This window comes from Mycobacterium scrofulaceum (assembly GCF_001667885.1).
GTDB classification, from domain to species: Bacteria; Actinomycetota; Actinomycetes; order Mycobacteriales; family Mycobacteriaceae; genus Mycobacterium; species Mycobacterium scrofulaceum_C.
In genome coordinates this window covers 1-26,940 of sequence record NZ_LZJW01000104.1, presented here as the reverse complement: position 1 = coordinate 26,940, position 26,940 = coordinate 1, and the positions used below count along the sequence as shown (strand labels likewise).

Here is a 26,940-nt window from a genome sequence, read left to right as displayed (position 1 = left end):
AGCGGCTGGACGCTACTGGGCAAGGTCTTCGCCCGCACTGACAGCGGACCGCGAGCCGGTGGCGGGTCTTCCCTCAGGCGTGGCGCGCCGATTGTTTGCGTTGCGTTGGGTGTGGTGCTGCGTGCTGCAGAACGGCAGGGACGCGGCGCATGGGATCGACAACTGCGACTTCGGTGGTCATCGACCAACAGCCTGAAATGAGAGGTAGCAGTCGGGAAGGTGGCGTCCCGTCCAGCGGGCATATCACAGGGACATCTCGGTGGTGCTGTTAATCTGGCAAAATGGCCGAGCCCAGTGATAAGCCGGTGAAGTCGGCACTTGCCGCCACCAGTTGGGCGTTGCTGGGCATGCTGTCTTACGAAGAGGAAGTTTCCGGCTACGACCTGAAAAAATGGATCGACTGGAGCGTTGACCTCTACTACTGGAGCCCGTCAAACAGCCAGATCTATACCGAGCTGAAGAAGCTCCAAAGCTTGGGGCTTGTGACATCACGCATCGAGCGTGACGAGGGCACGCGTAGCCGCCGGCTCTACAAAATCACCGCTGCCGGGTTGGACGCGGTCACCGACTGGACCAACAATGCACCCGTCGATCCGCCGGTCCTCAAACACAGTGTGCTGATGCGGGTGACGTTCGGCCATCTGACGACTCCTGCTCGGCTCAAGGAGATGTTGCAGGACCACGTAGCCTACGCCGAGGCCAGGCACCGCAAGGCGGTCGAGGACGCCGAGGGCGCCGAGGACGAACCCGCTTGGGCCTACTCGGTGCTGGCGCTGCGTTGGGCCGCGAAGTATTACGCCGCCGAGCGCGAGTTCGCACTGGAATTGATCAAAGACATCGATGCGGCCGACTCGATCATGCAAAGGGCCAAACCCGGTACCGGCAAAGTCCGCCCTACACCCGGCTACTGGCGTGAGGTGGAAAAGCAGGTTCAAGCCAAGCGCCGAGCCGACTAACCGCCACCGGCGGCCTCGCGGGCGGCGATATACCCATATACCAACCCTTGGGCGATCGTCGCGCCCGCGCCGGGATATGTGGCGCCGAACGCGTTGGCGGCGGTGTTACCGATCGCATACAACCCGGCAATGACAGTGCCGTCTTCGCGCAGTACCCGCGCCCGCTGGTCGGCCTTGAGCCCACCGCAGGTACCCAGGTCACTGAGCACCACTTTCACAGCGTAGAACGGGCCCTTGGTCAATGGGCGCAGGTTCGGGTTCGGCGTTATCGTCGGGTCACCGTAGTAGCGGTCGTAGGCGCTGCGGCCCCGACCAAAGTCGGGATCCTCACCTGCAGCCGCGTTTTCGTTGAAACGCGTGATCGTCTGGTTGAACTCTGACGGGGGAGTGCCGATCCGTGCGCCGAGCTCGCGCAGGCTTTCGGCGCGGACCGCGATGCCCGCGTCATACCAGGTCTGTGGAATGGGCATCCGCGGAAACAGTTCGGCCCCAAAGACATAGCTGTTGCGGTATTGCTGATCGAAGACGATCCACATCGCTTCTACCGGGCGCCCGGACTGCTCGAGTTCGAGCAATCGCTGACCGAACGACATGTAGTCGGCCGACTCGTTGGCGAATCGATGCCCGTTTTGGTTGATGATCAGACAGCCCGGAAGTGATCGCTCGGCGAGCATGACCGCGGGCGCCTTTCCCGGCAGCGGCGCGATCGCGGGAAACCACCAAGCCTGGTCCATCAAATCGATGTCTGCGCCCAGTTCTTGGGCGACGCGGATCCCCTCGCCGGTATTGGAATCGGCGCCAAGGCTGACGTTGGCGTCCAGTGCCTCGGACTGAAATTTCCAGCGCATCTCCATGCAGTGGTCAAAGCCGCCGGTGGCGAGCACCACCCCGTGCCGGGCCGTGATGGTCACTTCGCGGCCGCCATGGTCGACAACCGCCCCGCTGACGCGGTCACCGCTGCCGACCAGGCGCACCAAGCTTGTGTCGGTCCAGATCGGGATCTGAGCGCGCAACACACCGGCGAACAGAGCGGCGGCCAGGGCTTGGCCGCCCGCGGCATAGTGCCGGCCCAGCAGCCGGCCACCGAGACCCTGGGCCACTCGCTTCGCCAGGGTCGGAATTCCCTTGCGCGGCACCCGCGCCACCAGATTGAGCCAACGGTAGTCCGCGCCCGTCGTCGGGATGGACACGCCGGCCTCCATGACCCCTGGCCGCAGCCGGCTGCGATATTCGCCCAGGACGGCAGTGTCTAGAGGCCGGCACTCGCAGGTACGTCCGGCTGCGCTGCCACCGGGCTCTTCGGGGTGGTAATCGGAGTAGTCCCGGGCCCAGAACAGCCGCATCGGAGTCATTCGCTCGAGCAACTCGACGGTCGCGGAGAGATGCGTCAAAAATCCCGCGGAACGCGGACGCGGGGCTGAGCCCGCAACCACGGAGTCCAGATAGGTGGCGGCGCGCTCGGCGGAGTCGTTGGCACCGGCCCGGTGCAGCACCGGGCTCGCGGGCAGCCACAGCGCGCCACCGGAACGTGCGGTCGAACCACCCACGTATGAGGACTTCTCGACAATCAGCACGGAGAGCCCCCGGTCGTGGGCGGCGAGTGCTGCGGCCATGCCGGTTCCCGAACCGATCACGAGTAGGTCCACCGTCGTGTCGGACACTGGAAGTCCAGCAGGAATCGTCGCGCTGTGCGTTGTCACGCCTGGGAACGGTAACCGGTCGGGCTGCTTAGCGGGAAGAGGCGTCCTGATCAGTGGAACACGTGCCCTACACCTGCCGGTCAGTCGGGGTTGAATGGCGCCCATGAATTCGCAGTCCGAAGCCGGCGAAGTTCGGCTGATCGAGGCCGATGCTGCCCCAACGCGATTCGCCCGCGGCTGGCATTGCCTAGGTCTCATCAAAGACTTCAGTGACGGCAAACCGCACGCGATCAATGCCTTCGGCCAGAAGCTGGTGGTGTTTCGCGGCGGTGATGGACAGGTCAATGTCCTCGACGGCTACTGCCGCCACATGGGCGGTGACCTGTCGCAAGGTGAGGTCAAGGGCAACGAGGTGGCGTGCCCGTTCCATGACTGGCGCTGGGGTGGTGACGGACGCTGCAAGCTGGTGCCCTACAGCAAGCGCACACCCAAGCTGGCCCGCACGCAAGCGTGGACCACCCTGCAGCAGGACGGCATGTTGTTTGTGTGGAACGATCCCGAGCGCAAACCACCCCCACCTGAGGTCGCGATCCCACGCATCGAAGGCGCCACCAGCGACGAGTGGACCGATTGGCACTGGTACACGACCGTCGTGAACACCAACTGCCGTGAAATCATCGACAACGTCGTGGACATGGCCCACTTCTTCTACATCCACGGCTCCCTGCCCACTCATTTCAAGAACATCTTCGAAGGGCACGTGGCTACCCAGTACATGAACAGTGCGGGCCGACCGGACCTGGGTGGCACAGAAGGTCCGCAGTTGCTCGGCACGACATCGGTGGCTTCCTACTACGGACCGTCTTTCATGGTCGACGACCTGACTTATCACTACGCGGATGGTGACCACCACACCGTCTTGATCAATTGTCATTACCCAGTTGACGCGAATTCCTTTGTGCTGCAGTACGGCATTATCGTCAAGAAATCCGAGGCGCTACCCGATGATGTCGCGGTGCAGACTGCGGTCGCCCTGGGCGACTTCGTCAAACTCGGCTTCGAACAAGATGTGCAGATCTGGCGGCACAAGGCGCGCATCGATAATCCGCTCTTGGTCGAAGAAGACGGCCCGGTTTACCAACTACGTCGATGGTACGAACAGTTCTACGTCGATGTCGCCGATGTTCAACCGGATATGGTGGACCGCTTCGAGTTTGAGCTCGACACCACCCGTCCGTACGAGGCCTGGATGAAGGTGGTCGAGTCCAATATCGCTGCGCAGGCTACCGCCAAAGACTCGGTGTGATGACGGTGGCTTCGCTTGTGAGAGAGGACGAGCGCCTCGCCGACATGCCAATGATGCCCGTGGCATGCCGGCGCTGTGGAGCGCGAGTGCAGGTTCGTAAAAGCAGCTTGAACCAGACGAGTGTGCAGTGGACAGCCTCGGCCCTGGCCCGCTGTGAGGAGAGATCGGCTGCGACGCAACTGGCCCCATACGGCGGATGCAATCTCTTCCTGTCATGCTCGGCTCTGGCCGAGTCGATCGTCGACGCCGTGCGAGCGGGGACGCTATCGGTGGTCGATGGCGGGTAAGGGGGAACCCTTTGGTGGTCCAGTGGCGAATGAGAGTTGATGGTGACCGCGCGTCTGAGGGAGCCCGCCCCATGCGAGCATTTCGACTTATCGCTAGGGCGCGGTGCGCTGAGTCTCCGGTCGTGCCATACGGGCCGTTCATGGTCGGGCTTGGCCGGCCTCGCAACTCTTGGCCGAGGATCCGCGACCACGCCGCTTCCTAGGTCGATGACACCGGCATGATGGGGATCTTCTTCATCGCGCTGGCTCTGGGATCAGGGGCGGCCGCGGCCGCCTTATGGTTTGCTTCACCGCGCGTGTACGTCCACACGCAGAATGGTTCTCCTTGGGCAAACTTGAAATCCTTCGGCGGCAAGTTGATGTCGAGTTTGCACCCAGGAAAGAACGGGGCTGAGATTCGCTGCTCAAAAGTGCAGTTCATCCAGGCCCGTGCCGGTGGGTAGAGGCCTTCGTCGGTGTACTTCTGCAGCACTTCGCACCGACGCATGTTGAGAACCACGTGATCGGGGTTGTACACGATGTACTCGCCGCCGTACCCGAGCGTGCCATCGATGCTCAGGCAGGCCAACTTGAGAAAGTCCACCACGTGCACTGGCTCGATCTTGAACACTCTGGCCAGCTTGGGGTATTGGTAATCGATGATGAGTTGATACATGTCGGGAAGCCCGAGCCAGACCTCCTCCTCAGGGAGGATCTTGGTCCACTGGTCGATGAAATAGTTGTGTCCTTTGAGGTACTGGTCCCAATAGGTTTTGATCAGACGTATCAGGGCCGGCTTGGTCAGGTCCTCAGTCTGCACATCAAAGGGAATCGCTTGGTATTGAGCGTTTTTCCAGTCCCAACCCGGAGGGGCGATGTAGCGCCCCATCGGCATCACTTGGCGCATCCCCGCCCGCGACAGCTCCGCGGCGACATCCATGGCCGCGCTAATGCCGACCTTCTCCGAATAGATCTTGACATGGGCGTAGGGCATGAAGTTCAAGACGTCTTCGAACACTCGCGCTAGGCCCATGAGGAAATCGCGGGAAAAGTCTTGGACGTTGCCGACCTTCCCCATGAAGTCATGGGTGTAGTCGTCATAGTTGAGTTCTTCGGTCTCAGTGGTCATCGGGGTTTCTCCTCAATTGGGCTCGGCTAGTGTCGTGACCTCGTTGGCTGGGTGGTTCAGCCCGCCTGGGGGCGGGCCATCGCATACCTGTCAAAGGGCCACTGTTGGGCGGCACGTCACTGCGGTGGCGTGTCAGATTGCGACATGAATGGCAGAATCTGACAACACGATGTTAGTCCCGCAGAGGTGTGCGTCACCATCGCGATCCCGCTCAGCGGGATGCCGTCGCAGGTGCGAGTACATGAGTCAAGGGATTGTCGCGGTTAGGATCGACATGCTGTTTTGTGCGGCGAGGAAGTGAGGTAAGGCTGGTGAACAGTCCGGCGACGCACGCGGAGCGTCGCGCCGAGGACCTTCGGATGCACATCGCGCTAGCTGCCCGCGACACGTTTCTCGCCGACGGGTCTACCTCGGCGACCGTCGAGCGGATCTGCGAAGCGGTGGGCATTGCGCCGCGGACGTTTCACCGTTACTTCCCGGTCAAAGAAGACGTCGTTATGCCGCTATTCCGTGAATTCGGCAGGCTGAGCATCGAGATCTTGCGTGACGCAGCACCGGACAGCGACACCGTCGAGGTCCTCGTTGCGGCATTCAGCACCGAAGTTCCCCGGCGGGGCCGGATGGAGATCGATCGCAGGTTCATGGCGATGATGATCAACGATCCCCAATACCGATTGCGGTGGCTGGACTGGGGACAAGACCTTGTGGCTTCCATCACCGAGTTCCTTGCCGCCCGGTTCGATCTAAGCGATGACCCATTCACCCGAGAGCTGCCTGCTCAGCTGGTGGTTCAAGCGTGTCGGCACGCCTACGTCCACTGGGTCCAGCACGGCGATTTCGCCGCCCTGCAATCCGCGTTGCGATCCGGCATGCAGATGATCGTAGGAACGCTAGCGTGCCCGGCTGTCTGAGCCGCAGTTCACGGTCGGTCGATCACGATAGATCCAACGTCGTGTGGCTCTCGGGGACATTTCGTTGCCCCACGTGAGCGCCTTCATCGGGCGGGGGCGGGCCCAAACGTCGTCGCACATCCCGAAGCCGGCCAAGTCGGGATGCCCCGGGATTCGCCGAAATGATCCTTGATGCTGCGCCTTCGGTGCTTAAGCCAATTGGAACGCACTCAGTGGCGCTTCTTCTGGATAGCTTGTCGGTCCGCCGAGGTCGTAGGCAGCGTTAAGCGCGGCAATGAATCCAGGGTCGTGCAGGGGATCGCTGGGAGTGTCGAGCTTGATGCCCTTGCCCTTGAGGTCGTCGACCATGATGCCGATGGCCCGTTCGATCGTGATGTCGTCGGAGCCGTCCATGTTCTTTTTGAGTTCCTCGAAGTCTGAGAACACTTCGGCGGACCAGTGCACCAGGAAACGTAACTCATCGGTGTGGTGGCGGGCGATGACGTCGTCGCCGTTCTTCAGAAGCCAGTGGTTGGGGTCGGCCGGGTCGCCGGCGAAGACGGTGTCGAAGGCCAGCCCCGGCGGAATCTGTTGTTCCAGCGGCCCGTTGGCTTCTCCGCGGTGCACCATCATCTCGTTCTGAACGACCACTCCGCGGTTATTGATCGGCGGCAAGACCCGGGAGGGGGGCTTGAGTGGGCCGTCGGGCCAATAGGTAAAACCGGACCCCTCGTCGAGGGAGAACCAGGTGATGACCTGAGCCATTTTGATGAGGTAGTCGGTGAACAGGCCCGACTTGCCCATCACGCTGCACAGCCAGGTGGGGGCGTTCTCGTGGCGTACACCGCGAAAGCTCGGCGAGTCCAGATGGCCGGGATCGCGGTTGGCGCAGGGGCCGTTGATGTTGAACAGCATCATCTCAGGCTTGGCGTACTCGGCGTTCCAGTAGCTCTTCGCGTGCTCGAGGAACGTGGCGTTGTAGAAGCAGTCGTGCAGCTCCGGGTACAGGACGGCCCCGTAGTTGGCCAAGTAGCCGCGGAATGTCGGCGTCAGAAAGAGGTCCAGCGACGGAGTGAATCCCTCGGGGAAGGCGCCGCTCATGGTGGCCATCAATTCGTCAGCCGACGCGAAGTGTTGGGCGATGATCAGCTTCCAAGGACCGTGCGCGTGTACGACATTGAGCAGCCGCTCGCGTTGGTCGGCGGTGTAGACGTTGTCGATTTCGCGCGGCGGGGCGGCGGGCCGCAAAACGTTGGAAAGCTCCATCCGGCGCTCATCCGTAAGCATCAGCGGTCTCCTTCTGCATGTTTGGATTGGTGTAATTGTCTCCGGCACCGTCGTCGTAGGGTCGATGCGTGTCCGGTGATCGGGACGTCAAAATGGGAGCGGATTGGCGAACTTGGCGCTCAATACCGCGCCGATTTCGGCGATGGCGAGTCGGCCGCGGGCGGTCGCGTCGGGGTACATGAGGAATCCGTGGTAGGTGCCCGGATAGCGGGTGAGGGTGGTCTGAACTCCGACGTCCCTGAGCCGGACCGCGTATCGCTCACCCCAGTCCCGGATTGGGTCGCAGCCACCGGTGACCACGATCGCGGGCGGCAGCCCAGAGAGGTCGGAGGCGTAGGCAGGAACCAGGTACGGGTCCTCGGGCGGCCCGGCATCTCCGTCGGCAAGTGCGTGCATGTACTCGATGTCGTCGCGGGTGAGCAGCGGCGCGTCGGCCGTCGAGGCGACCGACGGGGCGGTCATGTCGCGATCCAGGCCCGGATACAGCAGCACCTGCGCGCAGATCGCCGGACCGCGGCGGTCACGTGCGGCCAGTGCAACCGCGGCCGCCAACGAACCTCCGGCGCTGTCGCCGACCACTGCGAGCCGGTTGGCGTCGACACGTAGCTCGGCGGCTCGGCGTGATACCCATTCAGTGGCGGCGTAGGCGTCGTCGAACTGCGCCGGGGGTGCCGCTTCGGGGGCCAGGCGGTAGTCGACGGCGACGACGGTGGACATCGACGCCGAGGCGAGCGCGCGGGCCAGTGGTTCGAACGAGTGGTTGGATCCCATGACCAGGCCGCCGCCGTGGAAATACACCAGCACGGGTGTGTGGGAATCCTTGGTGGGACGGTAGATTCGCGCGGGTATCGGCCCTGCGGGGCCCGGGATGGTGATGTCGGTGACGCTGTCCATCTGTGGCATTGCCTCGGGCAGCGGCGCGGATTCGATCGCGGCCCGCACCGCGGCTAGGCCGCGTTGGCGCATCGGCGGGATCGTACCGAACGACGCGACTCGGGCGGCGGCGTCGGGATCCAGCGGGGGAGTCGGCACTTTAATGCCGCGCGGGGTCGAACCGGCGCTCGGTGCGCAATACCGGCGCTTGTTGGGACGCAAGGATGTTGGCGCGATCTTGCATCGCCGATCGAACATAGTCGGGATGAGTGAGCAGATAGAAGCCGCCTTGAGCGGCTTGCTCGAACACCACCGCCGCCGCTGTCAGCGGGTCCATCGCGTCGGCCTTCAGGTCGAGCATGGCCGAACGGTGAGCCTCGGCAGCCGCGACGTCGGTGGCGCCGTTGCCGTCGACGCCACCGGCTGATTCGAAAATGTTGGACCGCACCGGGCCCGGCAGCACCGCCTGGACGTGAATGTGGTGGTCGTGGCCGCTGGACTGTACTTCGAGGTTGAGGCACTCGGTCATCGCCAGCACGGCGTGCTTGCTCACGATGTAGGGCGTTTGCAATGGCATCGCGACGACCCCACCGACCGACGACACGTTCCACACCCACGCCTGCTCAGGGCTCGCCATCATCCGCGGCAGAAACGCGCGGATGCCGTAGAAGACCCCGCTGATGTTGATGTCGACGATCCGCTGCCAGTTGACCACCGGGGTGTCCCACAAGTACCCGAACTGTTCGATTCCGGCATTGTTTACCACCAATCGCACCGGCCCGACATCGCGATAGGTCTTGTCGGCGAGTTCTTGCATGGCGACGGGATCTCTTACGTCGCAGACCATATCGACCGCGCCGTTTCCCGCGGCGGTGAGCTCCTCGCGCAGGGCGGAAATGCTGTGCGCATCGACATCGGCGAGCACCACGGTCATGCCCAATTTGCCGGCATAGCGGGCCATGCCGGCGCCGATCCCGGAGCCGGCACCGGTGATGACGGCTACGCCGCCAGAGAAGAGCTCTTGAACGGTCATGGTTGCGACGCGGTCGCGGTGTCGCTGTGCAGTTCGGATAGCAGCACGGAGTTGGTGGCATCGAGCACGACGTCCATATCGGTGAACTCCAGCCCGTTGGGGCCTCGGCGCACACCGACGTTGACCACCCCGCTGGACACCGCGAACGGCACGAAGTTGGCGATCTGGTTGACGAAGATGTAGAAGCGGGCGCGGGCTACGCCGTTATCGGTGCCGGTGCGGTGCACGTTGGTGGCGTGGTGACGCAGCGGGTAGGGGCTTTGCTTGCGATGCTCGGACAGCCACTCGATGACCGCGGCACGACCGTCGAGTTCGGGCGACATCAGCTCCTCGAAAGGACTGGCGCCACTGTCGCTTCGGGTCAGGTAGTGCACATCGTGGGCGTAGCTGGCGGCCAGCTCGTCATAGTTGGCTTCGTCGTAGTGGTACCAGAAGGCGGCGATGAACTCCTGCAGTTCCGACAGCGTGATGTCGTTGCTCATGCCCACAGTCAATCCCGGCTGTGGCCCGGCTAACACCCCGGCGCCCGTTGAGTGGAACACCGCCCTTGCTCAGCCGCTGATCAGGCTCCACAGCCCGGCGGCTCCCGCCTCAAGCGCGGCCGACGTGACCTGTTCGTCCCAGTACTGCACGGAGCCGAACTCCCCGCGCCAAACCAAGGCAGGCCGGGTGAACTCGTGCAGCCGGTGCTCGCGTGTGGTGCCGATCGCGCCATGAACCTGGTGAGCGTTACGGACCACCACGGACGCGGCGTGGCCCGTGCACGAACGTGCCACCGCGATGAGGAAGCCGAGGTTGGACGCCGACCACGCGCTGGTGACCGCCGCCGTCAGCGCCGCCTCGGTGGCCGATCGCGCCAGGGCGGCCTGCGCGGCGATGTCGGCGATCATGTTCTGCACGGCCTGAAATCGCGAAAGGGGTCGACCGAACTGGACGCGTGAGCTCGCGTGCTCGATCGAAAGCTCCAGAATCTGGTCCAGCGCAGCACACACCTGTACCGCGCGCACCAAGGCCGATTTCAGCCGCAGCTGGTCGACCACACTCGCCTCGAGGGGAACACCGCGCAGGGCGGCGGGATCGGCGACCACGGTGTCCCGGGGCTCGCCAATCGCATTGGCGCCGGCCGTGATATCCAGCGACTCGATATTGACGTCGGCGGCGTGATACTCGCCGCCCCGCTGCCAGATGACCACCACCTGTTGGGCGCGAGACGCCCAGGGCACCCCCCTCGCGGCGCCCTCGGCATCGAGCAGGCACACGGTCCGTAGCGCGCCGTCGCATGGCGATCCGCCGGCTTCCAGTAGCCAGCACGCCAATAAATCATGCTCGGCCAACGGGATTCGCGCGCCGTGCTGAACGGCGACGGTGAGCAGCTCGGCCGCCTCATGCCAGCCGGCGCCGCTGCCACCGGTGTGTTCGGGGCCGGTCAGGCGCACCAGCCCGAGCTCGTCAAGTTGGTGCCATAGCTGCGCGTCACGATCGACAGTGGCGGCGGATGACTGCGTTGTGCGGTACCGGCCGAACACCGCGCGCATCATGTCGATCAGCGCCGGGTCCACCGGGGTCGCGTCGATCGGTGAGGTTGTCAACGGATCCCCAATCCGCGGGCAATCACACCGCGCAACACCTCGTTGGTTCCGCCACGCAGGGTAAAGCCGGGGCGTTGGTCCACCGCGGCGGTTATCAGTTCCGAGGATGCCGCATCACCGCCGCCATGCCGGTCGGCGAAGTCGGCGATGTCACCTTCGACGGTGGTGCCCAACACCTTGACCACAGCCGCGGCTACGTCAGCGGGCTCGCGGCGCTCCAGGGCTCCGGCGACTGCGGTCGACATCTGGTGCAAGGCGGCGACCCGGGCCACCAGGCGCCCGAGGCTCTCATCTCGCGAGATGCGCTGGCTCGCCATGTCGGCGGTGGTCGCTGCGAGCAGAACGAAAGTGGACAGGAAGCGTTCGGGTCCGCTGCGCTCGAAACTCAACTCGGACGTCACCTGCGTCCAGCCGGCACCGATGTCACCGAACACCATGGCGTCGGGCACGAATGCCTGGTCGAGGATCACCTCGTTGAAGTGATGGGCTCCGTTCATCGAAATGATCGGACGGACCTGCACCCCCGAACCGCGTAGGTCGACGATGAACTGGCTGAGCCCGGCATGGCGCTGGCCTGGATCCACCGGTGCAGTGCGGGCAAGGACGATGAACGCGTGGGCGCGGTGGGCGCCCGACGTCCAAAGCTTTGTGCCCGATAGCGACCAACCGCCCTCCACGCGCACGGCGTGGGTGCGCACGCTGGCCAGATCAGAACCGGAATCCGGTTCGCTCATGCCGATGGCGAAGAAGCAGTCGCCACGTACGATCCGGGGCAGAAATTGCGACTTCTGCAGTTCGGTGCCGTATTTCAGCAGCGAAGGCACGATCTGGCGGTCGGCGATCCAGTGCGCGGCGACCGGCGCGCCGGCGGCCAGCAGCTCCTCGGTGACCGCGAACCGTTCGAGAAATGAGCGACCGTGTCCGCCGTACTCGACGGGGACCGTCATACCGATCCAGCCACGCGCCGCGAGGGCGGCAGTGAAATTCTCGTCCCACCCCGTGAGCCAGGCATCCACCGATGGGGTGTAGGCGCCTGCGGCGCGTTGGTCGGCGAGAAACTGGCGGACCTCCGCGCGTAGCGCCTGCGTCGACGGGCCCACGGCAGCCGGGGGCACCAACCTGGGTAGCGCCATCAGGTCGTCTTCCACTTGGCGATACGGCGTTCATGTTCGGGATCGCAGTGTGCCAGCGGCTGCATTGCCGCGGCCATCCCCAGCGTGGTCTCCAGTGATGCCGTCTGCGATTCCCGCAGCAACCGCTTGGCCATCCGCAGCGCGTGCGGCGGGTTCTTGACGATGCGCTCGGCCAGCGCGTGCGCGTGGGAGAGCACGTCGTCGTGGGGCACCACCCGGCTGACCATGCCCCACTGCAGGGCGGTCGCAGCGTCGATGCGGTCGCCGGTGAAGGTCATCTCGGCGGCGCGCTCGTAGCCGACCGCCCGCGGCAGAAACCAGGTGCCCCCGTCGCCAGGGATCAGACCGAGCTGTACGAAGCTCTCGGCGAAGGACGCCCGCTCAGAGGCGACTCGGATGTCGCACATCATCGCCAGATCGCAACCGGCGCCGATGGCCGGCCCATTGACTGCAGCGATCAGCGGAACCTCGAGGCGGGCCAGTGCCCGCGGAATCCGTTGGATGCCGTCGATGTAGGCGTGGCGTTGTGCCCGAGCGTCCAGGCCGAAGATGCCGTCTCGGTCTGCCATCTCTTTGACGTTGCCGCCGGCGGAGAAGATCTTGCCGCGCCCGGTGAGGATCACCGCCCGAATGTCGATGTCGGCGTTGGCATTATCGACTGCGGACTCGAACGCGGAGATGAACGCTTTGTCGGTGATCGCGTTGCCGAGGTGCGGCAGGTCGATCGTCCATTCCTGCGTGGGTCCGCTGGTCCCGATGTCGAGAGGCCCGCTCATGCCGGCAGCTGTAGGGACTTGGTCTGCAAGTACTCTTCGAATCCGGCGCGGCCGAGTTCACGTCCGATGCCAGATTTCTTGTAGCCGCCGAACGGTGCCACCGGGTTGTACTTGCCGCCGTTGATGTCGAGCTGACCGGTCTGCACGGCGCGCGCAAAGCTGATGGCGCGGTCGGTGTCGGCGGCCCACACCGCGCCCGAGAGGCCGTATGGGGTGCCGTTGGCGATACGCAGGGCGTCGGTCTCGTCGGCAAACGGGATGACCGCCAGGACGGGACCGAAGACCTCTTCTTGGCCGAGTTCGGAGTCCGGGTCGACGTCGGCGAACACCGTGGGTGCGATGTAGTAGCCGACCTCCCGGATCGGCTCGGCGCCGCCGGTGAGCAGGCGCGCACCGTCGCGTCGGGCGCGTTCGATGAAACCCCGCACGGTTTCGAACTGGCCCGCCGACGCCGAGGGTCCGATTCGGGTCGCCGGGTCGAGCGGATCGCCCACGGTGTATTTCGACACGGCGGCCTCGATCAGCGCCAGGGCCTCACCGTAGCGGGACTGGGGCACCAGCATCCGTGTCCAGGCCATGCAGGTCTGGCCGCCGTTGAGGAACGCGTTGCCCACTCCGACCTTGACCGCGGTCGCGAGGTCGGCGTCATCGAGGATGACATTGGCAGACTTGCCGCCAAGTTCAAGCGCGACCTTCTTCACCGACCGCCCGGCCAACTCCCCGACGCGGGCTCCGACGCCCGTGGAACCGGTGAACGAGACGAAGTCGATTTCGGGATGGGCGGCGATACGCTCGCCGACCCGCGCACCGCGCCCCGAAACCAGGTTCACCACACCGGCGGGCAGACCGCCCTCCTCGAGGGCCTCGACGAACTCGAACACCGACAACGGTGCTTCATTGCTGGGTTTGAGAACCACCGTGCAACCGGCCGCGATCGCCGGGAGCACCTTGGCGACCACCTGATACAGCGGATAGTTCCAGGGGGTGATTGCGCCGACCACGCCGTAGGGTTCGCGCAGGATCAGCGAGTTCCCCACTCGTTCTTCGAACTCGAAACCATCAAGAACGGCAGCGAATCCGCGGGCCACCGCCAGCGGGACTTGGGTCTGCACGGTCTGCGCGACGCGCACCGGCGCACCCATTTCCCGGGTGATTGTCTCGGCGATGTCGGGCAGCCGCTTCTCCAGGGCGGTGATCACCGCCGCGACGCGCCGGCGGCGCTCGGCGACGCTGATCAGCGGGTCAAAGGCGCGCCGTGCTGCGGACACCGCCGCATCGACGTCGGCTTCGGTACCTGCGGGAACTGTGCCGATGACCTGTTCTGTCGAGGGGTCGATCACCTCGATGAGGTCCCCGCCCGGGGGCGTGATCCACTCGCCGCCGATGAACAATGTCTTCCTTGCGTAGTCATGCATTGGTTGTGGTCTGCTTTCTGTCGTTAGGGCACGATGCTCGCGCGAATGTCGCGCTTGCTCTCGGCCGCGGCGAAGGCGTCGTTGATGTCGTCGAGTGGGTAGCAGGCCGCGGTCAGCCGGTGCAACGGCAGCCTCGCCTGATGCTGTTCGAGAAACTTCAGCGCCCGCGACAACACGATGGGGTCGTACAACGAGACGCCGACCATCATCTTGTTGCCGAAGACAAAACGGGACGGGTCGAGTTCGAAGGTCTTGCCAATGTTGATGTTTCCGATCTCCACGTAGCGGCCGAACTGGCCGAGCATCTTGAGGCCTTCGTCTATGGCCGAGGGGTGGCCGACCACCTCGACGACGACATCGGCGCCCCGGCCGTCAGTCAGTTGTCGCACGAGCTTGGTCCGGTCTTTGACCGTCGCGACGTCGTTGATGTCGATGACCGTGTCGGCGCCGAAGGCGGTCGCCAGCTCTAGGCGTTCGGCCACACCGTCGATGGCGATCACCTGGGCAGCCCCGCGCGCTTTTGCCACCGCCACTGCATACAGACCCAATGCCCCCGCACCCTGCACCACCACCGATTCGCCGAGCTGCAGGTCGACACGCTCCAGACCGTACATAACCTGTGACAGAGCGCAATTGGCGCCCGCGGCGATGTCATCGGATACCGAATCGGGGACCGTGTAGACCACTGCCCCGGCGGGCAGCAGGAAGTAATCGGCGTAGCCGCCCACGAAATAGGGTGGCTCGTCGGCGTGGCCGAGCATGGCCATTGTCAGTTTCAGACAGGCGTTGCGCCTGCCCGCCAGGCAGTTTCGGCACGTGTGACACGAGAAGAAGTAGGGAAAGACCACTCGCGTGCCCACCGTCAGCGGCGCGCCATCAGAATCGATGGTGACCCCAGCGCCGAGCGCTTCGATCGCGCCTACCATTTCATGGCCCAACACGGTGGGAAGTTGACCTCCCAGGCCGCCGGTAGCGAACGTCCCGTGCCAGGCGTGTAGGTCAGAGCCGCAGATGTTGGCACGACTCACCTTGATCAGGATCTGACCGGGCCCCACCTCCGGGAGGCTGACCGTTTCGATGTCGAACGGCTTACCCGGTTCGTCGAATCGCGCGATTCGGCCTTTAAACACGACAGAGCGGTCCCTTCATTGGTTGGTGAATTCGAGGGTGAAAGCGTCGCGCAACTCCCGCTTGAGAAGTTTGCCGCTGGGGTTTTTCGGCAGTGAATCGACGAAGAAGACCCGTTTGGGCGTCTTGAAGCCCGCGAGGTGCTGCCGGCAGTGCACGACGACGTCGTCCTCGGTGAGGGTGACGCCGTCGCGGGGTACTACCGCGGCGACCACGGCTTCCACCCAGACCGGATGCATCAGGCCGAATACGGCGGCCTCCTGGATCCCGTTGTGGCGGTAGAGAATTTCTTCGACCTCGCGGCTGGCGACGTTCTCGCCTCCGGTTTTGATCATGTCTTTTTTGCGGTCCACAACGTGCAGCAGTCCGTGCTCGTCGTAGTAGCCCAGGTCGCCGGAATGAAACCAGCCGCCGCGGAAGGCCTCCGCCGTTTTAGCAGGGTCGTCCAGATAGCCGAGCATCAGATGGGGGCTGCGGTGGGCGACTTCACCCACGATGCCGGGGGCTACGGGGGAGTCGTGGTCATCGAGGATGGTGGTTTCGACGTTGACCACTGGGCGTCCGGCCGCGCCGGCGTGCGCGTCCTGCTCGTCAGGTCCCAACGCCGAGGCCAGCGGCGCCATCTCGGTTTGACCGTAAAAGTTCCACAGCCTCAGATTCGGCAACCGTCTGCGTATTTCGTGCAGCACCTCGGCGGGCATCGGTGAGGCGCCGTAGTAGCCCTTGCGCAGGCTGGACAGGTCGACGTCGTCGAAGATCGGGCAACGCAGCAGCGAAATCCACACCGTCGGTGGCGCAAAGTAATTCGTCACCCCATAACGCGCGATGGTGCGCAGGACCAATTCGGGGTCCGGCCGCGGCAGGATAATGCTGGTCGCTCCCAGATAGAGGTCGGTGGCCAAGAAGTTGTCCAACTGCGCGCAGTGATAGAGCGGCAGTGAGTGGATTTCGACGTCGTCCGGCGACATCGCGCCGGCCACGATGGTGCTGACGTACTGCCACATCAGGCTGCGACTGGTGTGCATCACGGCCTTGGGCCGTGATTCGGTGCCACTGGTGTACATCAGCCGCACGAGTTGCTCATCGCCGATGGGCGGGTTCGGTGCGGCCGTGGTCGTCGTGAGCCACTGAGCGAAGTCGTGCCAGCCGGCCGGAGGGATGGCCCCGTCGGCCGTCAGCGCAACCTTTGTCGTGTCCGCCCCGCCCAAGCGCATCGCCTCTTCGGCTACCCCCGTCAGGGCGGATTCGACGATGAATCCACGGACCCGGCTATGACCGAGGATATAGGCGATCTCCTCGGCCGTGAGCATGAAATTGATGGGCACCAGGACCACCCCCGCGCGCGCGGTCGCGAATGCCAAGACCGCGAACTGCCAGCAGTTGTGGGACAGCAGCGCCACGCGATCGCCGGGGGCAAAGCCGTTGTCGCGCAGCGCGGCTGCGGCTTTGTCCACCAGCTGGTCGAAGTCGGCGAAGGTCAGCACCACATCACCGTCGATGATCGCGGTTTTGTCCGGGTGTCGGCGGGCTGACCGGCGGGGGATATCTCCCAGCGACTGACTGCGCGCCTGGGCGATCGTGGCGTCGAGTTCGAGTGTCACTCGCTCGTCGCGGTGCGCCGGTTGCATGCGACGAACACTAGGTCCCGATGCCGTTTCGGTGATGCTGGCATCCCGCTGAGTAGACAACAGCGGTGCCCGGGCTGACCGTGGGCCTCAGACTCGATGGCATGACCGCCGCTACCGAATCGACGTCGCCCACCGGACCGGCCGCTCCTGACCCCGACGAGCTGCGCACCAACCTGCGTCAGGCTGACCCGGCTGTTCTGCTGGCGGTGCTGGCGCAGCTTACCGGCGACGTATCGGTGATCGACACCTACGCGCCCAAGATCTCCTATGTTGCCGACCCGCCCGAGCAGGCCGGCGTCACAGACCCCGACACGGCCGAATCGCTGGTGGAGGCCCTCGTCGACGCGCTGGGACGGCCACGGTGCGCCGACGCGACAGCCCCCGTGGACCGGGACTTCTTCGCCCGGCTGCTACCTGTAGCGCTGGGGTCGCCGGTCGACGACGAGCAGGTGGACCTGTTGCTCGAACAGGGCGGCTTCCAGCAGTCACAGCCAACCTTGCCGCGGACTGTGCCGATCCCCGAGACGATCACCATCGCCATCATCGGTGCCGGTCTGGCCGGAATCAGCGTCGCGCTGGCCGCCGCCGCTGAGGGAGTCGCGTTTGAGATCTTCGACCGCAATGACGAGGTCGGCGGCACCTGGCTGACCACCACGTACCCCGGCATAGGTGTGGATACGCCGTCGGCGTACTACTCGCTGTCGTGGGAGGTGAACCCGGACTGGAGCAGCTACTACCCGCAGGGTGGGGAATATCAGAACTATTTGGTGACGCTGGCCGATAAACACAAGCTGCGCGACCACATTCGGTTCGGCACCGAGATCGAGGCGCTGTGGTGGGACGACGAACGTAACCAATGGCAACTCCATGCGGTCGATGCCCAGGGCCGCCGCACGATCAGCTACGCCAGCGTCGTGGTCGCCGCGGCGGGCTACCTCAACCGGCCGCGCTGGCCGGATATCAAGGGTCGAGACACCTTCGCGGGCACCAGCATTCATTCGGCGCTGTGGGATTCTTCACTCGATCTCACCGGCAAGAAGGTGGCCGTGATCGGGGCGGGCTGCACCGCCGTCCAGATCGTCGACGCGTGTGTCGACCAGGTCGAGCACCTGACGGTGTTCCAGCGGCAGCCACACTGGGTGGCGCCGCGTAAGCGGCTGACCGATGAGGTGCCCCCGTTCCGGCGTTACCTGGGACGGCACCTGCCCTACTACGCGAAGTGGCACCGACTCAAGTCTTATTGGGCCACCGCGGACAACAACTACCCGATCATCCTGCAAGACCCGGACTGGAACAAAGACCACCTGTCGATTTCGCCGGCCAATGACGTCCTTTTGCAGATGTGCCTGCGCTACATCGAGGACACCTTCGGGAAAGACACCGAGCTGGCCAAGAAGGTCACCCCGGACTTCGCCCCCTACGGCAAGCGGATCATCCGCGACCCGGGCGGCTACTATGCGGCGCTGACTCGCGACCATGTCGACGTGGAGGCCAGCGAGCCGGCCGAGGTCAACCCGAAAGGCATTGTCACTCAAGACGGCCGGCAGATCGACCTCGATGTCATCATCTACGCGACCGGCTACTACCTGGACTTCTTGTCCACCGTGGACATACGCGGACGCGGCGGCAAGAGGCTGGCTGACGAATGGGGTGACAACCCCCGTGCGTACCGTGGTGGCACGGTGCCCAGCTTTCCCAACCTGTTCATCATGTCGGCACCCAACTACAGCCCTGGACACGGTGCGGGAGCCAACTTCTCTATGGAGGTGCTCGCGCACTACATCGTCGAATGCTTGCAGTTGATGGCGCTGCGCGGCGCCACCACGATCGAGGTCACCCAGCAGGCCTACGAGGATTACGTTGCCGCGATCGATGAGGCGATGCTCGGCACGGTATGGTGCCACACACCCAACGCCCACACCTACTACCGGTCCGGCTCGGGCCGGGTAGTGGTGGCCACCCCGTACCGACTGGTCGACGTCTGGCATCAGCACCGGGCGCCGATCGAGCAGGACTTTACCCTGCGGTGAACGAGTTACTCACTGGCAAAACGGCTTTGGTGACGGGAAGCAGCCGCGGCATCGGTCGCGCGGTGGCCCAACGGCTGGCGGCCGAGGGTGCCACCGTCGCGGTGACGGCGCGCGCTCACGCGCCCTCACGCTCGCAGCGCGCCGGGTCCGATCGCACGCTACCCGGCACGATCGAGGAGACCATCGGCCTGATCGAAGCTGCCGGCGGGTCGGCCTTCGGGGTGGTCGCCGACTTCGAAGACGCCCAGGCGCGCGAGACCCTGGTCGACCAGGTGCTCGACCGCACAGGCCGCATCGACATCTTGGTCAACAACGCCGGCTTCGCCGACTACTCGGTCATCGAGGACATGCCGCTGCAGACCTTCGACCGCACCGTCGAGCACTATCTGCGCACCCCCTTCGTGTTGACCAAGGCCGCGGTTCCGCACATGCGCAAACTGGGCGGCGGGTGGATCGTCAACATCGGCTCGGTCACCGGTGTGGCACCGGTGCGGCCGTACCGCGATTACAACAAGACCTCCGGCGATGTTATCTACGCGTCGTGCAAGGCCGCACTGCACCGATTCACCCAAGGGGTGGCCGCCGAGCTGCTCGACGCGAACATCGCGGTGAATTGCGTTGGCCCGTCGACCGCGGTGCGCACTCCCGGCGCATCCTCGCTTATCCCAGAGGGCTTTCCAACCGAACCGGTGGAGTATCTGGCCGAAACCGTGCTGGCAATGTGTCATCTACCGGCGGCCGAACGCACCGGCCTGGTGGCGTTTAGCTTGCACTACTCGTGGTCACAACGGCTGCGGGTGCGCAGCCTGGACGGAAAAACCGAACTGCCGCCACTCAAACCGCCGGCGAACGCTAATCCGAACAGCCTGCCCGACGGGATGTGAGTCCCTCGGCGGACAACGGAGATCCGCCCGGCACCGACGAGCCCCGAGACCGACTAGGTGGGCGACGCGGTCAAGACCGGGTGATCGCATCGACAGAAGCTGTGGCACACTCGGTCTCGAATGATGACATCGGGGCATTCGGGATCAAACCAGCGGTCCACGACCGCCCAGTGGATCGGATGCATCAGGTACGGCCCCATCAGCGCATCGACGTCGCTGAACTCTTGCTCGAATACATGAGTCCATCGTGATGCCCCGACCGCATCGTCGACCCGGCTGAGCTGCCATGCCCTGATCGTCGGTATGAAGCGCGGCATCGAGGCCAACTCATCCTCGAAACGCGCAACGGTGTCGGCATCGGTGTCGGGCAGCACCCGTAAAAGCAGGGCCCGGTAGACCGTGCCCGGTCGGCCGCCATTGGGAGTTGGAGCACCCCTGTAGCTGACCCCGTTGACATGGGTGATCGCGGGATCGCCCAAAATCGCGGTGAAATCGTCTGCGGCGGTGAGCCATTGACTCGGGGAATCGAACCTCAAGTGGACTAGGACGTCACCGCCGTTGCGCGCCCCGGGCAGCGTCGGTTCGACGAGCCGGTGACGGGCGCCGGTCGCCTCAGCGCTCGCGCGCACCAGCGTGAGTATCCGGTCGCGGTGTTCGTCTGCGACGTCGAGGAGGCGGGTGACGTTATACATCGCAGAGTCCGTCGACGTCGTCGGCGGCCGCGGCGACCGAGCGGGACCGCTCGGCGACGAGTTCCTCGATCTGGTCCCACCACTTGCCCAGCGTCGGGTCGGGGCGGCCCTTCCAGGTCATCTCCCACCACGCCTGGGCGCTGGGCAGGGCCCAGGTGATGGTGACGGTGTTGGATTGGTCCGTGAACCAGATCGGGGGACTAACCAGGACATCGCGCAGCGTCATTCCGCGGGAGCGGGCGCCGGGCGCGTACTCGGCGAGGTAGGTCTCCACGAACTTCCGTGCGCAGCCAGGCCGCGTCACCACCCTGTCGATCACGAAAATCCGACCGTCGGCCATGGGCGTGACCGTACCGACCGTGTGCACCCCCGGACAGGTTCAGTCCCGGCCATCGGGAGGACCTCATTGCCCCCCATCCGGCTGGGCACCACGGTGTGAGCATGAGCGCTTCCTTCAGTCCCGTGCAGCTCGGTCCGGCCACCTTGCGCAACCCGATCATCAAGGCCGCGACCTCCGAAGGCCGATCGCCCCAGGGGTTGGTGACCGATGATCTCATCGCCTTTCACCGGGCGTTCGCCGACGGGGGGGTGGGCATGACGACGGTGGCCTACTGCTGTGTCGCGCCCGAGGGCGCCAGCGCCCCGGGGCAGATCGTCATGAGCTCACAAGCGCTGCCCGGCCTGCGCGGACTTACCGATGCCGTGCATGGGGCGGGTGCGGCCATCTCGGCCCAGCTGGGCCATGCCGGGGTGGTAGCCCCCAGGGCGCTGACCGGGGTGACCGCCCTGTCACCGAGCCGGTTTGTCAATCCGACGTCGTTGGCCTACTGCCGGGCGATCACCCGCGACGAGATAGCAACGGTCATCGACCAGTTCGGCGCGGCGACCCAGCTAGCCATCGATGCCGGATTCGACGCAGTTGAACTGCATTTCGGACACCTGTATCTGCCGAGCTCGTTTTTGAGCCCACTCATCAACCGCCGCAAGGACGAGTACGGCGGCTCCATCGACAACCGTTCCCGCCTGTCACGGGAGATCGCCGAACGCGTCCGCGAGGTGGCCGCCCGACAGGTAGCGGTCATCGCCAAACTGAATATGGACGACGGACTGCCCGGCGGTATCTGGATCGATGAGGCGTTGCGCACCGCGCAACTCCTCGACACCGACGGCACTCTCGACGCGCTCGAACTGACCCAAGGGTCCTCGGTCTTCAAACCGATGTACCTGTTCCGGGGCGACGTCCCGGTGCGCGAATTCGCCCGCGTCATGCCGGCCGCGCTACGGCCTGCCATCAGGCTGGCCGGCAAGCGCGTGATGGGCAGCTACCCGTACAGCGACCTCTATATGCTCGAAGCCGCACGCCAATTCGTGCCGGTGATGCGCAACACCAAACTGATCCTGCTGGGCGGCATCACCCGCCGCGACCACGTCGAGACCGCGCGAGAGGAGGGATTTGACTTCGTGGCGATGGGTCGGGCGCTGCTGCGGGAACCCGACCTGGTCAACAAAATGATCGCCGACCCGGCCACTCGCAGCCGATGCAACCACAACAACAAGTGCATGGTCACCGTTTTCGGTCGCACCCACTGCGTGCTGGATCCCGACCAACGCTACGGACCACCTACCAAGATCGACGAGCAGCCCGCCCAGCCCGCAGCACGGTAATCACCCCAGCAGCGCGGCCAACTCGCGGCACGCCTGCCGCCGGGCTTCGTGAGCGATGTCGAGCATCGGCATCGTCATGAACCCGTGGATGCCCCCCTCGAAGCCGCACCGCACGGCGACTATCCCCGCGGATCGCAGCGCGTCGGCGTAGGCGATGGCTTCGTCCCGAAGCGGATCGTGCCCGGCCGTGACCAGCACCGCGGGCGGTAGCCCGTGGAGGTCCGCTCGCAGGGGGGAGGCGTAGGGATGGTCGCGGTCGGCGGGTGCGGGCACGTACTGGTCCCAATACCATTGCAGCGCAGCAGTCGGATTGTAGAAACCCTTGCCGAACAGTCGATATGACTCGGTGTCGAAACCGGCCGCGAGCATCGGGTAGAGCAGCAACTGCGCGGCAATCGCCGGGCCACCACGATCGCGCGCCATCAACGCCACGACGGCGGCCAGGTTGCCCCCTGCGCTGTCGCCGCCCACCACAACCGCGCGCGAACCTCCGCGGCCGGCGCCGTCGACGTCGGCGGCCCACCGCGTCGCGGTGTACACGTCCTCGGCCGCGGCAGGCCACGGGTTTTCTGGAGCCAGCCGATACCCGACGGAAACCACCACGGCGGGAACGAGGTTGGCCAGACTGCGGCATAGGCCATCGTGGCTGTCGAGGTCGCAAAACACGAATCCGCCGCCGTGCGCGTATACCAGGATCGGCAGGCCCCCGTCGTCGGCATGGCCGCGGGGCACGTAGATCCGTATCGGGATGTCAGCACCGGCGCCCGAAATGGTGTGATCTCGGACTGCGGCGACCGGCTCGGGCTGGGCGGGCGGCACCAACCTCTCGCGGATGGCTGCCCTGGCTTGGGCGCCCGTCATGGTGTGCACCGGCGGAAAGCCCGCGTCCAGCCCCTCGATCAGCGCGGCGACCTGGGGGTCGAGGTTCACGCGTACTGCAAGGTGGGCTGCGGCGCCGGAATCGGGCGGTGGGGCCGCAGCGGTCGCATGGTTTGCAACGTGGGCGCCACCCGGTGGGCGCCGTCTTCGATGTTGCGCCAGATGTTCACCGCGGTCATGCGGACCGGGGTGGTTAGTCGCTGATCGAACACCATGCGATTCATCGGTGCGCATACCGACACCGCGGCAATCGCTTCACCGGGGTTGCCGATTGGGGCTGCCACGCAGCCAAAACCCAGCAGCGACTCCTCGCGCTCGAAGGCGACGCCGTGGGCGCGCACCTTGGCCAACTCAGCGGCAAGTTGCGAGCCGGTGCAAATGGAAAACTTGGTCTTGCGGGCCTGCAGATCAACGTCGGCCTGCTGGTCGCCATAGGCCAGGATGGCTTTGCCGACCGCGGTACAGTGCGCGGGTTGCCGACCCCCGACCCGGGTGGGGATCGCGTTGATCAGTCGGTCACCGATCTTGTCGAGGTAGACAACGTCCGGCCCGTCCAGCACCGCTAGATGAACGACAAGGCCGGTGGCGCGGTGCAATTCGCCCAGCAAGGGGGCGGCCGCGCGCACCAGGCGGTCTTGGTGCACGGCCAGTGAGCCCAACTCCACAAGCCGCATGCCGAGCTCGTAATCGCGGCCGTTGCGGCGTAACCAGCGCAGTTGAACCAACCGCTCAAGCATCCGGTGCGCCGACGAGCGCGGCAGGCCCGTGCGACGCACGATCTGGGCCAGCGTTAGCCGACCCGGCCCTTCGAAGGCGTCCAGTACCAAGGAGACGCGGTCGATGACGGCGGTGGGAGTTGCTGTTTCCAGGGGCGCTGACATCGGTCCTCCAAAGCTCCATTGCATCTGGCTGCGATATGTCTATTAGAGATACCTCAGTTTGTACCATACCCTTGTGCGCGCTGTCACATGGCATGCCAAAAGCGCCACCGGCCACAGCTGTGTCGGGTGGGGATGCAGGGATCAGTGCAGGTCGCTCAGCCCTTGGCCGCAGATCGGCCCGCGCGCCGGCCGTAGAAGCTGCCGTCGCCGAGCGAGACGCCGCTGGCGTAGCCCCAGGCGGCCAGGCCGGCGGTGCAGCGACCGGCGGCGAACAGGCCGGGGATGGGGTCTCCGCTGACGTGGAGCACCTCGGCGTCGAGCGTGGTGGCCAGGCCGCCCAGGGTGAAACCACCGGTGTTCTCCCGCAGGTCGATCGCGCCGACCGGGGAGCCGATGGGCTTGCACCACTCCGGCTTCTTGTGCAGCAGCGGGTCCTCGCCGTGGGCGGCGGCCTCGTTGAAGGCGGCGACGGTCGCCTGCAGGCATCCCGGCGCCAGGCCCATCTCGCGTTCCAGGTCGGCGACGCTGTCGGCCACCCAGGTCGCCGGCCGCAGCATGAATTTCGGGGACCACGACGCCATCGCCTCTTGCTGGGCGTCGTCGTCGATGATCAGGTAGGCGATGTTGTCCTGCTGGTAGAGCGTGAGCTGGCCGATGCGGCCCGGGTAGGTGTCCTCGGCGACGTAGCGCTGGCCGCGGCCGTTGACCAGGATGCCGCGCACCAGCTGCTGGGGGTCGATGAAGATAGCGACCTCGGTGGCATCCATGTGCGCCAGGTCGGCGCCCAGCGCCTGCGCCATGCGGATGGCCTGGCCGTCGTGCTGCTCGATCGAGGCGGCCGGGCGGCCGGCGATCCGCGGGGCGTACCGCGCCACCATCGCGTCGTTGTAGGCGAAGCTGCCCATGGCCAGGACCACGCCGCGCCGCGCCCGGACCGAAATCTCGGTGCCGTACCGGCGGGCGCGAACCCCGACCACCCGGCCGTCGGCTTCGACCACGAGGCGTTGCACGCGCACGTCGTAGAGAGCGCGCGCGCCGGCGGCGGTGGCGGTTTCGACGAGCGGCTTCATCAGCATGTAGCCCGCGCTGGCTTCGCCCTGTTTCTTGTTGGACATCTGCGGGACGTGTCCGCGCGGGGCGGGGGAGGCGATCGTGTTGAACGGGTAAGCGTTTTCGCCGCCGCTGTACATCAGGCCCTGGTCGCCCATCGGTTCCCAGCCGGGTTCGGAGAAGAACTCCGCCTTGAACGGGACGCCGCAGCCGACCAGCCAGTCGAAGTGGGCGACGCTGCCGGCGCAGTAGTCGGCGATCCGGTCCGCGTCGGCGCCCGGTCCCATCGCGACGTTGAGGAACGCCGCCATGTTGTCCACCGAATCGTCGAAGCCGCAGGCTTTTTGCAGGGGCGTCCCGCCGCCGAGGTAGATGAACCCGCCGGCCATCGCCGCCGCGCCGCCCCACGAACCGGTGCGTTCCAACACCAGCACGTCGGCGCCGGAGCGCGCCGCCTCCACCGCCGCGGCGGCGCCGGCCACCCCGTAGCCGGCGATGACCACGTCGGCCTCGTCATCCCACGACGTGATCGACGCGGCTGGGACCGGCGTGACGTCGGCATCCGGCGTCATAGCCGCATGGCCGCCGGCATTTCGCCGATCCACTGATGACCCCAGTAGCTGTCGGCGGTGATTTCCTCTGCGGTGTAATAGGTTTCGTCGACGCGCATGCCGTCGGTGCCGAACTCGATGTCCCAGTCGCCGGGGGCGCGCACGTAGAACGACACCATCTTGTCGTTGGTGTGCCGGCCCAGCGTGGAGGACAGCTGGAAGCCCTCGGCGTTCACGCGGTCCAGCGCCTGCCCGACGGCGTCGAGGCTGTCGACCTCCACCATGATGTGCACCAGTCGCGGGTCGCGCTGATGTGCGGCCGGCACGATCGCCAGGCTGTGGTGGCGTTCGTTGATGCCCAGGAAGCGAACCCGCACCGGCCCGAACTCTTTGGGCAGCGGCACCCGGAACGCCCCTCGCGAACGGAAACCCAGCACCTCGGTGTAGAAGTCGAACAGCCCGTTCGGGTCCATCGCCGGCACCACGACGTGGCCCATGCCCTGGTCGCCGGTGACGAATTTCGCGCCGAACGGGGTGACGACGGGGCTGTGGTCGAGCACCGCGCCGTGGAAGACCTCGAGCGTCGTGCCGGCCGGGTCCTCGAACGTGATCACCTCTTCCACACGGCGGGCCTCGGCCTCGTCGGCGGACAGCTGCTTGAACGGGGTTCCGGCGCCGTCCAGGGTCGCCTTGACCCGTTGCAGCGCCGGGCGATCACGCACCTCCCAACCGACCGTCAGCACCCGGTCGGTATCACCGGGCACCACGATGAGCCGGGCGGCGCGCTCGTCCATCCGCAGGTACAGCGCCTCGGGGTCGGGGCCCTTACCCTCGGCGAAACCCAGTACGCCGAAGGCGAATTGCCGCCAGCGGTCGATGTCATTCGTCGAAATGGTGATGTAGCCAAGGCTTTTCAGGTTGGTCAACGTGCTCTCCTAGATCAAAGCCCGCAGGGGGCCCTCGGGCGGCTCGATGCCCAGCGAACTGAGCGCCGACGCGTGATAGGTGGTGCCCGGCATGTGGATGGCGTGCAATTGGCCGACATGCACGTCGCGCCAATACCGTTGCAGCGGCTTGTCCATGCGGGCCGCGTTGCCCCCCGAGCGGGCGAAGATCTCGTCGACCGCGGCGACCGCGCGCCACACCGCGCGGATCTGGGTGCGCCGACCGGCCGCCCGGTCCGCGAACGACACCTCCTTGCCGGCGGCGACCATGTCGTAGATGCGGTCGGCGTTGGCCAGCAGTTCCTGGCGGCCGGC

Annotated in this window: 25 protein-coding genes and 1 pseudogene; 7 read left to right on the top strand and 19 right to left on the bottom strand. The window is 65.4% G+C overall.

Translation table 11 applies throughout. The features are described from left to right. The first annotated feature begins 281 nt into the window (after nt 1–281). Nucleotides 282–956 carry a PadR family transcriptional regulator gene (locus A5681_RS16645; RefSeq protein WP_067277074.1) on the top strand — a complete coding sequence of 225 codons (675 nt, stop codon included), beginning with the start codon at nt 282–284 and terminating at the stop codon, nt 954–956. Here the strand turns inward: A5681_RS16645 and A5681_RS16640 are convergent. Next, nucleotides 953–2,656, bottom strand: a complete 1,704-nt coding sequence (locus A5681_RS16640; protein WP_197498622.1) for a 3-ketosteroid-delta-1-dehydrogenase — start codon at nt 2,654–2,656, stop codon at nt 953–955. The genes A5681_RS16645 and A5681_RS16640 overlap by 4 nt on opposite strands. 103 nt (nt 2,657–2,759) lie before the next feature. On the opposite strand from A5681_RS16640, the gene A5681_RS16635 reads away from it, so the two are divergent. After that, a complete protein-coding gene (locus A5681_RS16635; RefSeq protein WP_067277067.1) occupies nt 2,760–3,902 on the top strand; it encodes a Rieske 2Fe-2S domain-containing protein in 1,143 nt (380 codons plus the stop codon). Next, a complete protein-coding gene (locus A5681_RS27775; protein ID WP_067277127.1) occupies nt 3,902–4,189 on the top strand; it encodes a ferredoxin in 288 nt (95 codons plus the stop codon). The genes A5681_RS16635 and A5681_RS27775 overlap by 1 nt, the downstream gene beginning before the upstream one ends. A 199-nt stretch (nt 4,190–4,388) precedes the next feature. Here the strand turns inward: A5681_RS27775 and A5681_RS16625 are convergent, their stop codons facing one another. Beyond that, a complete protein-coding gene (locus A5681_RS16625; protein ID WP_067277064.1) occupies nt 4,389–5,297 on the bottom strand; it encodes a hypothetical protein in 909 nt (302 codons plus the stop codon). Nucleotides 5,298–5,608: 311 nt separating this feature from the next. On the opposite strand from A5681_RS16625, the gene A5681_RS16620 reads away from it, so the two are divergent. After that, on the top strand, nt 5,609–6,208 hold the full coding sequence (locus tag A5681_RS16620) for a TetR family transcriptional regulator (RefSeq protein WP_331710656.1): 600 nt from the start codon (nt 5,609–5,611) through the stop codon (nt 6,206–6,208). Between the two features lie 189 nt (nt 6,209–6,397). Here the strand turns inward: A5681_RS16620 and A5681_RS16615 are convergent, their stop codons facing one another. The 10 genes from A5681_RS16615 to A5681_RS16570 all read right to left on the bottom strand — a co-directional run bounded on the left by A5681_RS16615 (nt 6,398) and on the right by A5681_RS16570 (nt 17,049). Further along, nucleotides 6,398–7,474 carry a hypothetical protein gene (locus A5681_RS16615; protein ID WP_067277059.1) on the bottom strand — a complete coding sequence of 359 codons (1,077 nt, stop codon included), beginning with the start codon at nt 7,472–7,474 and terminating at the stop codon, nt 6,398–6,400. Between the two features lie 87 nt (nt 7,475–7,561). After that, a complete protein-coding gene (locus tag A5681_RS16610) occupies nt 7,562–8,506 on the bottom strand; it encodes an alpha/beta hydrolase (RefSeq protein WP_067277056.1) in 945 nt (314 codons plus the stop codon). 1 nt (nt 8,507) lies between these two features. Beyond that, nucleotides 8,508–9,380 (bottom strand): SDR family NAD(P)-dependent oxidoreductase, encoded by an 873-nt coding sequence (locus A5681_RS16605; RefSeq protein WP_067277052.1) that lies wholly within the window; start codon nt 9,378–9,380, stop codon nt 8,508–8,510. Next, nucleotides 9,377–9,862 carry a nuclear transport factor 2 family protein gene (locus A5681_RS16600; RefSeq protein WP_067277048.1) on the bottom strand — a complete coding sequence of 162 codons (486 nt, stop codon included), beginning with the start codon at nt 9,860–9,862 and terminating at the stop codon, nt 9,377–9,379. The genes A5681_RS16605 and A5681_RS16600 overlap by 4 nt, the downstream gene beginning before the upstream one ends. 69 nt (nt 9,863–9,931) lie before the next feature. Beyond that, nucleotides 9,932–10,918 (bottom strand): acyl-CoA dehydrogenase family protein, encoded by a 987-nt coding sequence (locus tag A5681_RS16595; protein WP_067277109.1) that lies wholly within the window; start codon nt 10,916–10,918, stop codon nt 9,932–9,934. A gap of 47 nt (nt 10,919–10,965) precedes the next feature. Continuing rightward, entirely contained in the window at nt 10,966–12,102 is a 1,137-nt protein-coding gene (locus A5681_RS16590) for an acyl-CoA dehydrogenase family protein (RefSeq protein ID WP_067277112.1), read from the bottom strand. After that, on the bottom strand, nt 12,102–12,878 hold the full coding sequence (locus tag A5681_RS16585) for a crotonase/enoyl-CoA hydratase family protein (protein ID WP_067277045.1): 777 nt from the start codon (nt 12,876–12,878) through the stop codon (nt 12,102–12,104). The genes A5681_RS16590 and A5681_RS16585 overlap by 1 nt, the downstream gene beginning before the upstream one ends. Next, nucleotides 12,875–14,293, bottom strand: coding sequence for an aldehyde dehydrogenase family protein (locus tag A5681_RS16580; RefSeq protein WP_067277042.1), 1,419 nt, complete (start codon nt 14,291–14,293; stop codon nt 12,875–12,877). The genes A5681_RS16585 and A5681_RS16580 overlap by 4 nt, the downstream gene beginning before the upstream one ends. Before the next feature lie 23 nt (nt 14,294–14,316). Next, a complete protein-coding gene (locus A5681_RS16575; protein WP_067277038.1) occupies nt 14,317–15,423 on the bottom strand; it encodes a zinc-binding dehydrogenase in 1,107 nt (368 codons plus the stop codon). Between the two features lie 15 nt (nt 15,424–15,438). Next, nucleotides 15,439–17,049 carry an acyl-CoA synthetase gene (locus tag A5681_RS16570; protein WP_067277035.1) on the bottom strand — a complete coding sequence of 537 codons (1,611 nt, stop codon included), beginning with the start codon at nt 17,047–17,049 and terminating at the stop codon, nt 15,439–15,441. Between the two features lie 101 nt (nt 17,050–17,150). Between A5681_RS16570 and A5681_RS16565 the strand changes: the two genes are divergently transcribed. Together A5681_RS16565 and A5681_RS16560 are read left to right on the top strand one after the other, a co-directional pair. Beyond that, a complete protein-coding gene (locus A5681_RS16565; protein WP_067277106.1) occupies nt 17,151–19,079 on the top strand; it encodes a flavin-containing monooxygenase in 1,929 nt (642 codons plus the stop codon). Continuing rightward, the gene (locus A5681_RS16560) at nt 19,076–19,963 is read left to right on the top strand and encodes an SDR family NAD(P)-dependent oxidoreductase (protein WP_067277028.1); all 888 of its coding nucleotides are present in this window, start codon (nt 19,076–19,078) and stop codon (nt 19,961–19,963) included. The genes A5681_RS16565 and A5681_RS16560 overlap by 4 nt, the downstream gene beginning before the upstream one ends. 53 nt (nt 19,964–20,016) lie before the next feature. On the opposite strand, the gene A5681_RS16555 is transcribed toward A5681_RS16560, so the two are convergent. After that, nucleotides 20,017–20,655, bottom strand: coding sequence for a Dabb family protein (locus A5681_RS16555; RefSeq protein WP_067277025.1), 639 nt, complete (start codon nt 20,653–20,655; stop codon nt 20,017–20,019). Continuing rightward, nucleotides 20,648–20,995 (bottom strand): hypothetical protein, encoded by a 348-nt coding sequence (locus tag A5681_RS16550; protein WP_067277021.1) that lies wholly within the window; start codon nt 20,993–20,995, stop codon nt 20,648–20,650. Before A5681_RS16550 ends, A5681_RS16555 begins: the two co-directional genes overlap by 8 nt. A gap of 101 nt (nt 20,996–21,096) precedes the next feature. On the opposite strand from A5681_RS16550, the gene A5681_RS16545 reads away from it, so the two are divergent. Next, complete coding sequence (locus A5681_RS16545) at nt 21,097–22,320, top strand: NADH:flavin oxidoreductase (RefSeq protein ID WP_067277018.1); 1,224 nt, start codon at nt 21,097–21,099, stop codon at nt 22,318–22,320. On the opposite strand, the gene A5681_RS16540 is transcribed toward A5681_RS16545, so the two are convergent. The 5 genes and pseudogenes from A5681_RS16540 to A5681_RS16520 all read right to left on the bottom strand — a co-directional run. Next, entirely contained in the window at nt 22,321–23,250 is a 930-nt protein-coding gene (locus A5681_RS16540; RefSeq protein WP_067277015.1) for an alpha/beta hydrolase, read from the bottom strand. Beyond that, nucleotides 23,247–24,080 (bottom strand): IclR family transcriptional regulator, encoded by an 834-nt coding sequence (locus A5681_RS16535; protein WP_067277012.1) that lies wholly within the window; start codon nt 24,078–24,080, stop codon nt 23,247–23,249. Before A5681_RS16535 ends, A5681_RS16540 begins: the two co-directional genes overlap by 4 nt. Nucleotides 24,081–24,235: 155 nt before the next feature. Continuing rightward, entirely contained in the window at nt 24,236–25,702 is a 1,467-nt protein-coding gene (locus tag A5681_RS16530) for an FAD-dependent oxidoreductase (RefSeq protein WP_067277010.1), read from the bottom strand. Continuing rightward, nucleotides 25,699–26,607 carry a biphenyl-2,3-diol 1,2-dioxygenase gene (gene bphC, locus A5681_RS16525; RefSeq protein WP_067277005.1) on the bottom strand — a complete coding sequence of 303 codons (909 nt, stop codon included), beginning with the start codon at nt 26,605–26,607 and terminating at the stop codon, nt 25,699–25,701. Before bphC ends, A5681_RS16530 begins: the two co-directional genes overlap by 4 nt. Nucleotides 26,608–26,616: 9 nt before the next feature. Continuing rightward, nucleotides 26,617–26,940: pseudogene (locus A5681_RS16520) on the bottom strand (hydroxylase); the annotation flags it as partial.

Bases quoted from the DNA above. Each gene is read 5' to 3' on its own strand.
- A5681_RS16645 (WP_067277074.1), top strand. From the start codon at position 282: ATGGCCGAGCCCAGTGATAAGCCGGTGAAGTCGGCACTTGCCGCCACC.
- A5681_RS16635 (WP_067277067.1), top strand. From the start codon at position 2,760: ATGAATTCGCAGTCCGAAGCCGGCGAAGTTCGGCTGATCGAGGCCGAT.
- A5681_RS27775 (WP_067277127.1), top strand. From the start codon at position 3,902: ATGACGGTGGCTTCGCTTGTGAGAGAGGACGAGCGCCTCGCCGACATG.
- A5681_RS16625 (WP_067277064.1), bottom strand. From the start codon at position 5,297: ATGACCACTGAGACCGAAGAACTCAACTATGACGACTACACCCATGAC.
- A5681_RS16615 (WP_067277059.1), bottom strand. From the start codon at position 7,474: ATGCTTACGGATGAGCGCCGGATGGAGCTTTCCAACGTTTTGCGGCCC.
- A5681_RS16605 (WP_067277052.1), bottom strand. From the start codon at position 9,380: ATGACCGTTCAAGAGCTCTTCTCTGGCGGCGTAGCCGTCATCACCGGT.
- A5681_RS16600 (WP_067277048.1), bottom strand. From the start codon at position 9,862: ATGAGCAACGACATCACGCTGTCGGAACTGCAGGAGTTCATCGCCGCC.
- A5681_RS16595 (WP_067277109.1), bottom strand. From the start codon at position 10,918: ATGATGCGCGCGGTGTTCGGCCGGTACCGCACAACGCAGTCATCCGCC.
- A5681_RS16590 (WP_067277112.1), bottom strand. From the start codon at position 12,102: ATGGCGCTACCCAGGTTGGTGCCCCCGGCTGCCGTGGGCCCGTCGACG.
- A5681_RS16585 (WP_067277045.1), bottom strand. From the start codon at position 12,878: ATGAGCGGGCCTCTCGACATCGGGACCAGCGGACCCACGCAGGAATGG.
- A5681_RS16580 (WP_067277042.1), bottom strand. From the start codon at position 14,293: ATGCATGACTACGCAAGGAAGACATTGTTCATCGGCGGCGAGTGGATC.
- A5681_RS16570 (WP_067277035.1), bottom strand. From the start codon at position 17,049: ATGCAACCGGCGCACCGCGACGAGCGAGTGACACTCGAACTCGACGCC.
- A5681_RS16565 (WP_067277106.1), top strand. From the start codon at position 17,151: ATGACCGCCGCTACCGAATCGACGTCGCCCACCGGACCGGCCGCTCCT.
- A5681_RS16555 (WP_067277025.1), bottom strand. From the start codon at position 20,655: ATGTATAACGTCACCCGCCTCCTCGACGTCGCAGACGAACACCGCGAC.
- A5681_RS16550 (WP_067277021.1), bottom strand. From the start codon at position 20,995: ATGGCCGACGGTCGGATTTTCGTGATCGACAGGGTGGTGACGCGGCCT.
- A5681_RS16545 (WP_067277018.1), top strand. From the start codon at position 21,097: ATGAGCGCTTCCTTCAGTCCCGTGCAGCTCGGTCCGGCCACCTTGCGC.
- A5681_RS16535 (WP_067277012.1), bottom strand. From the start codon at position 24,080: ATGTCAGCGCCCCTGGAAACAGCAACTCCCACCGCCGTCATCGACCGC.
- A5681_RS16530 (WP_067277010.1), bottom strand. From the start codon at position 25,702: ATGACGCCGGATGCCGACGTCACGCCGGTCCCAGCCGCGTCGATCACG.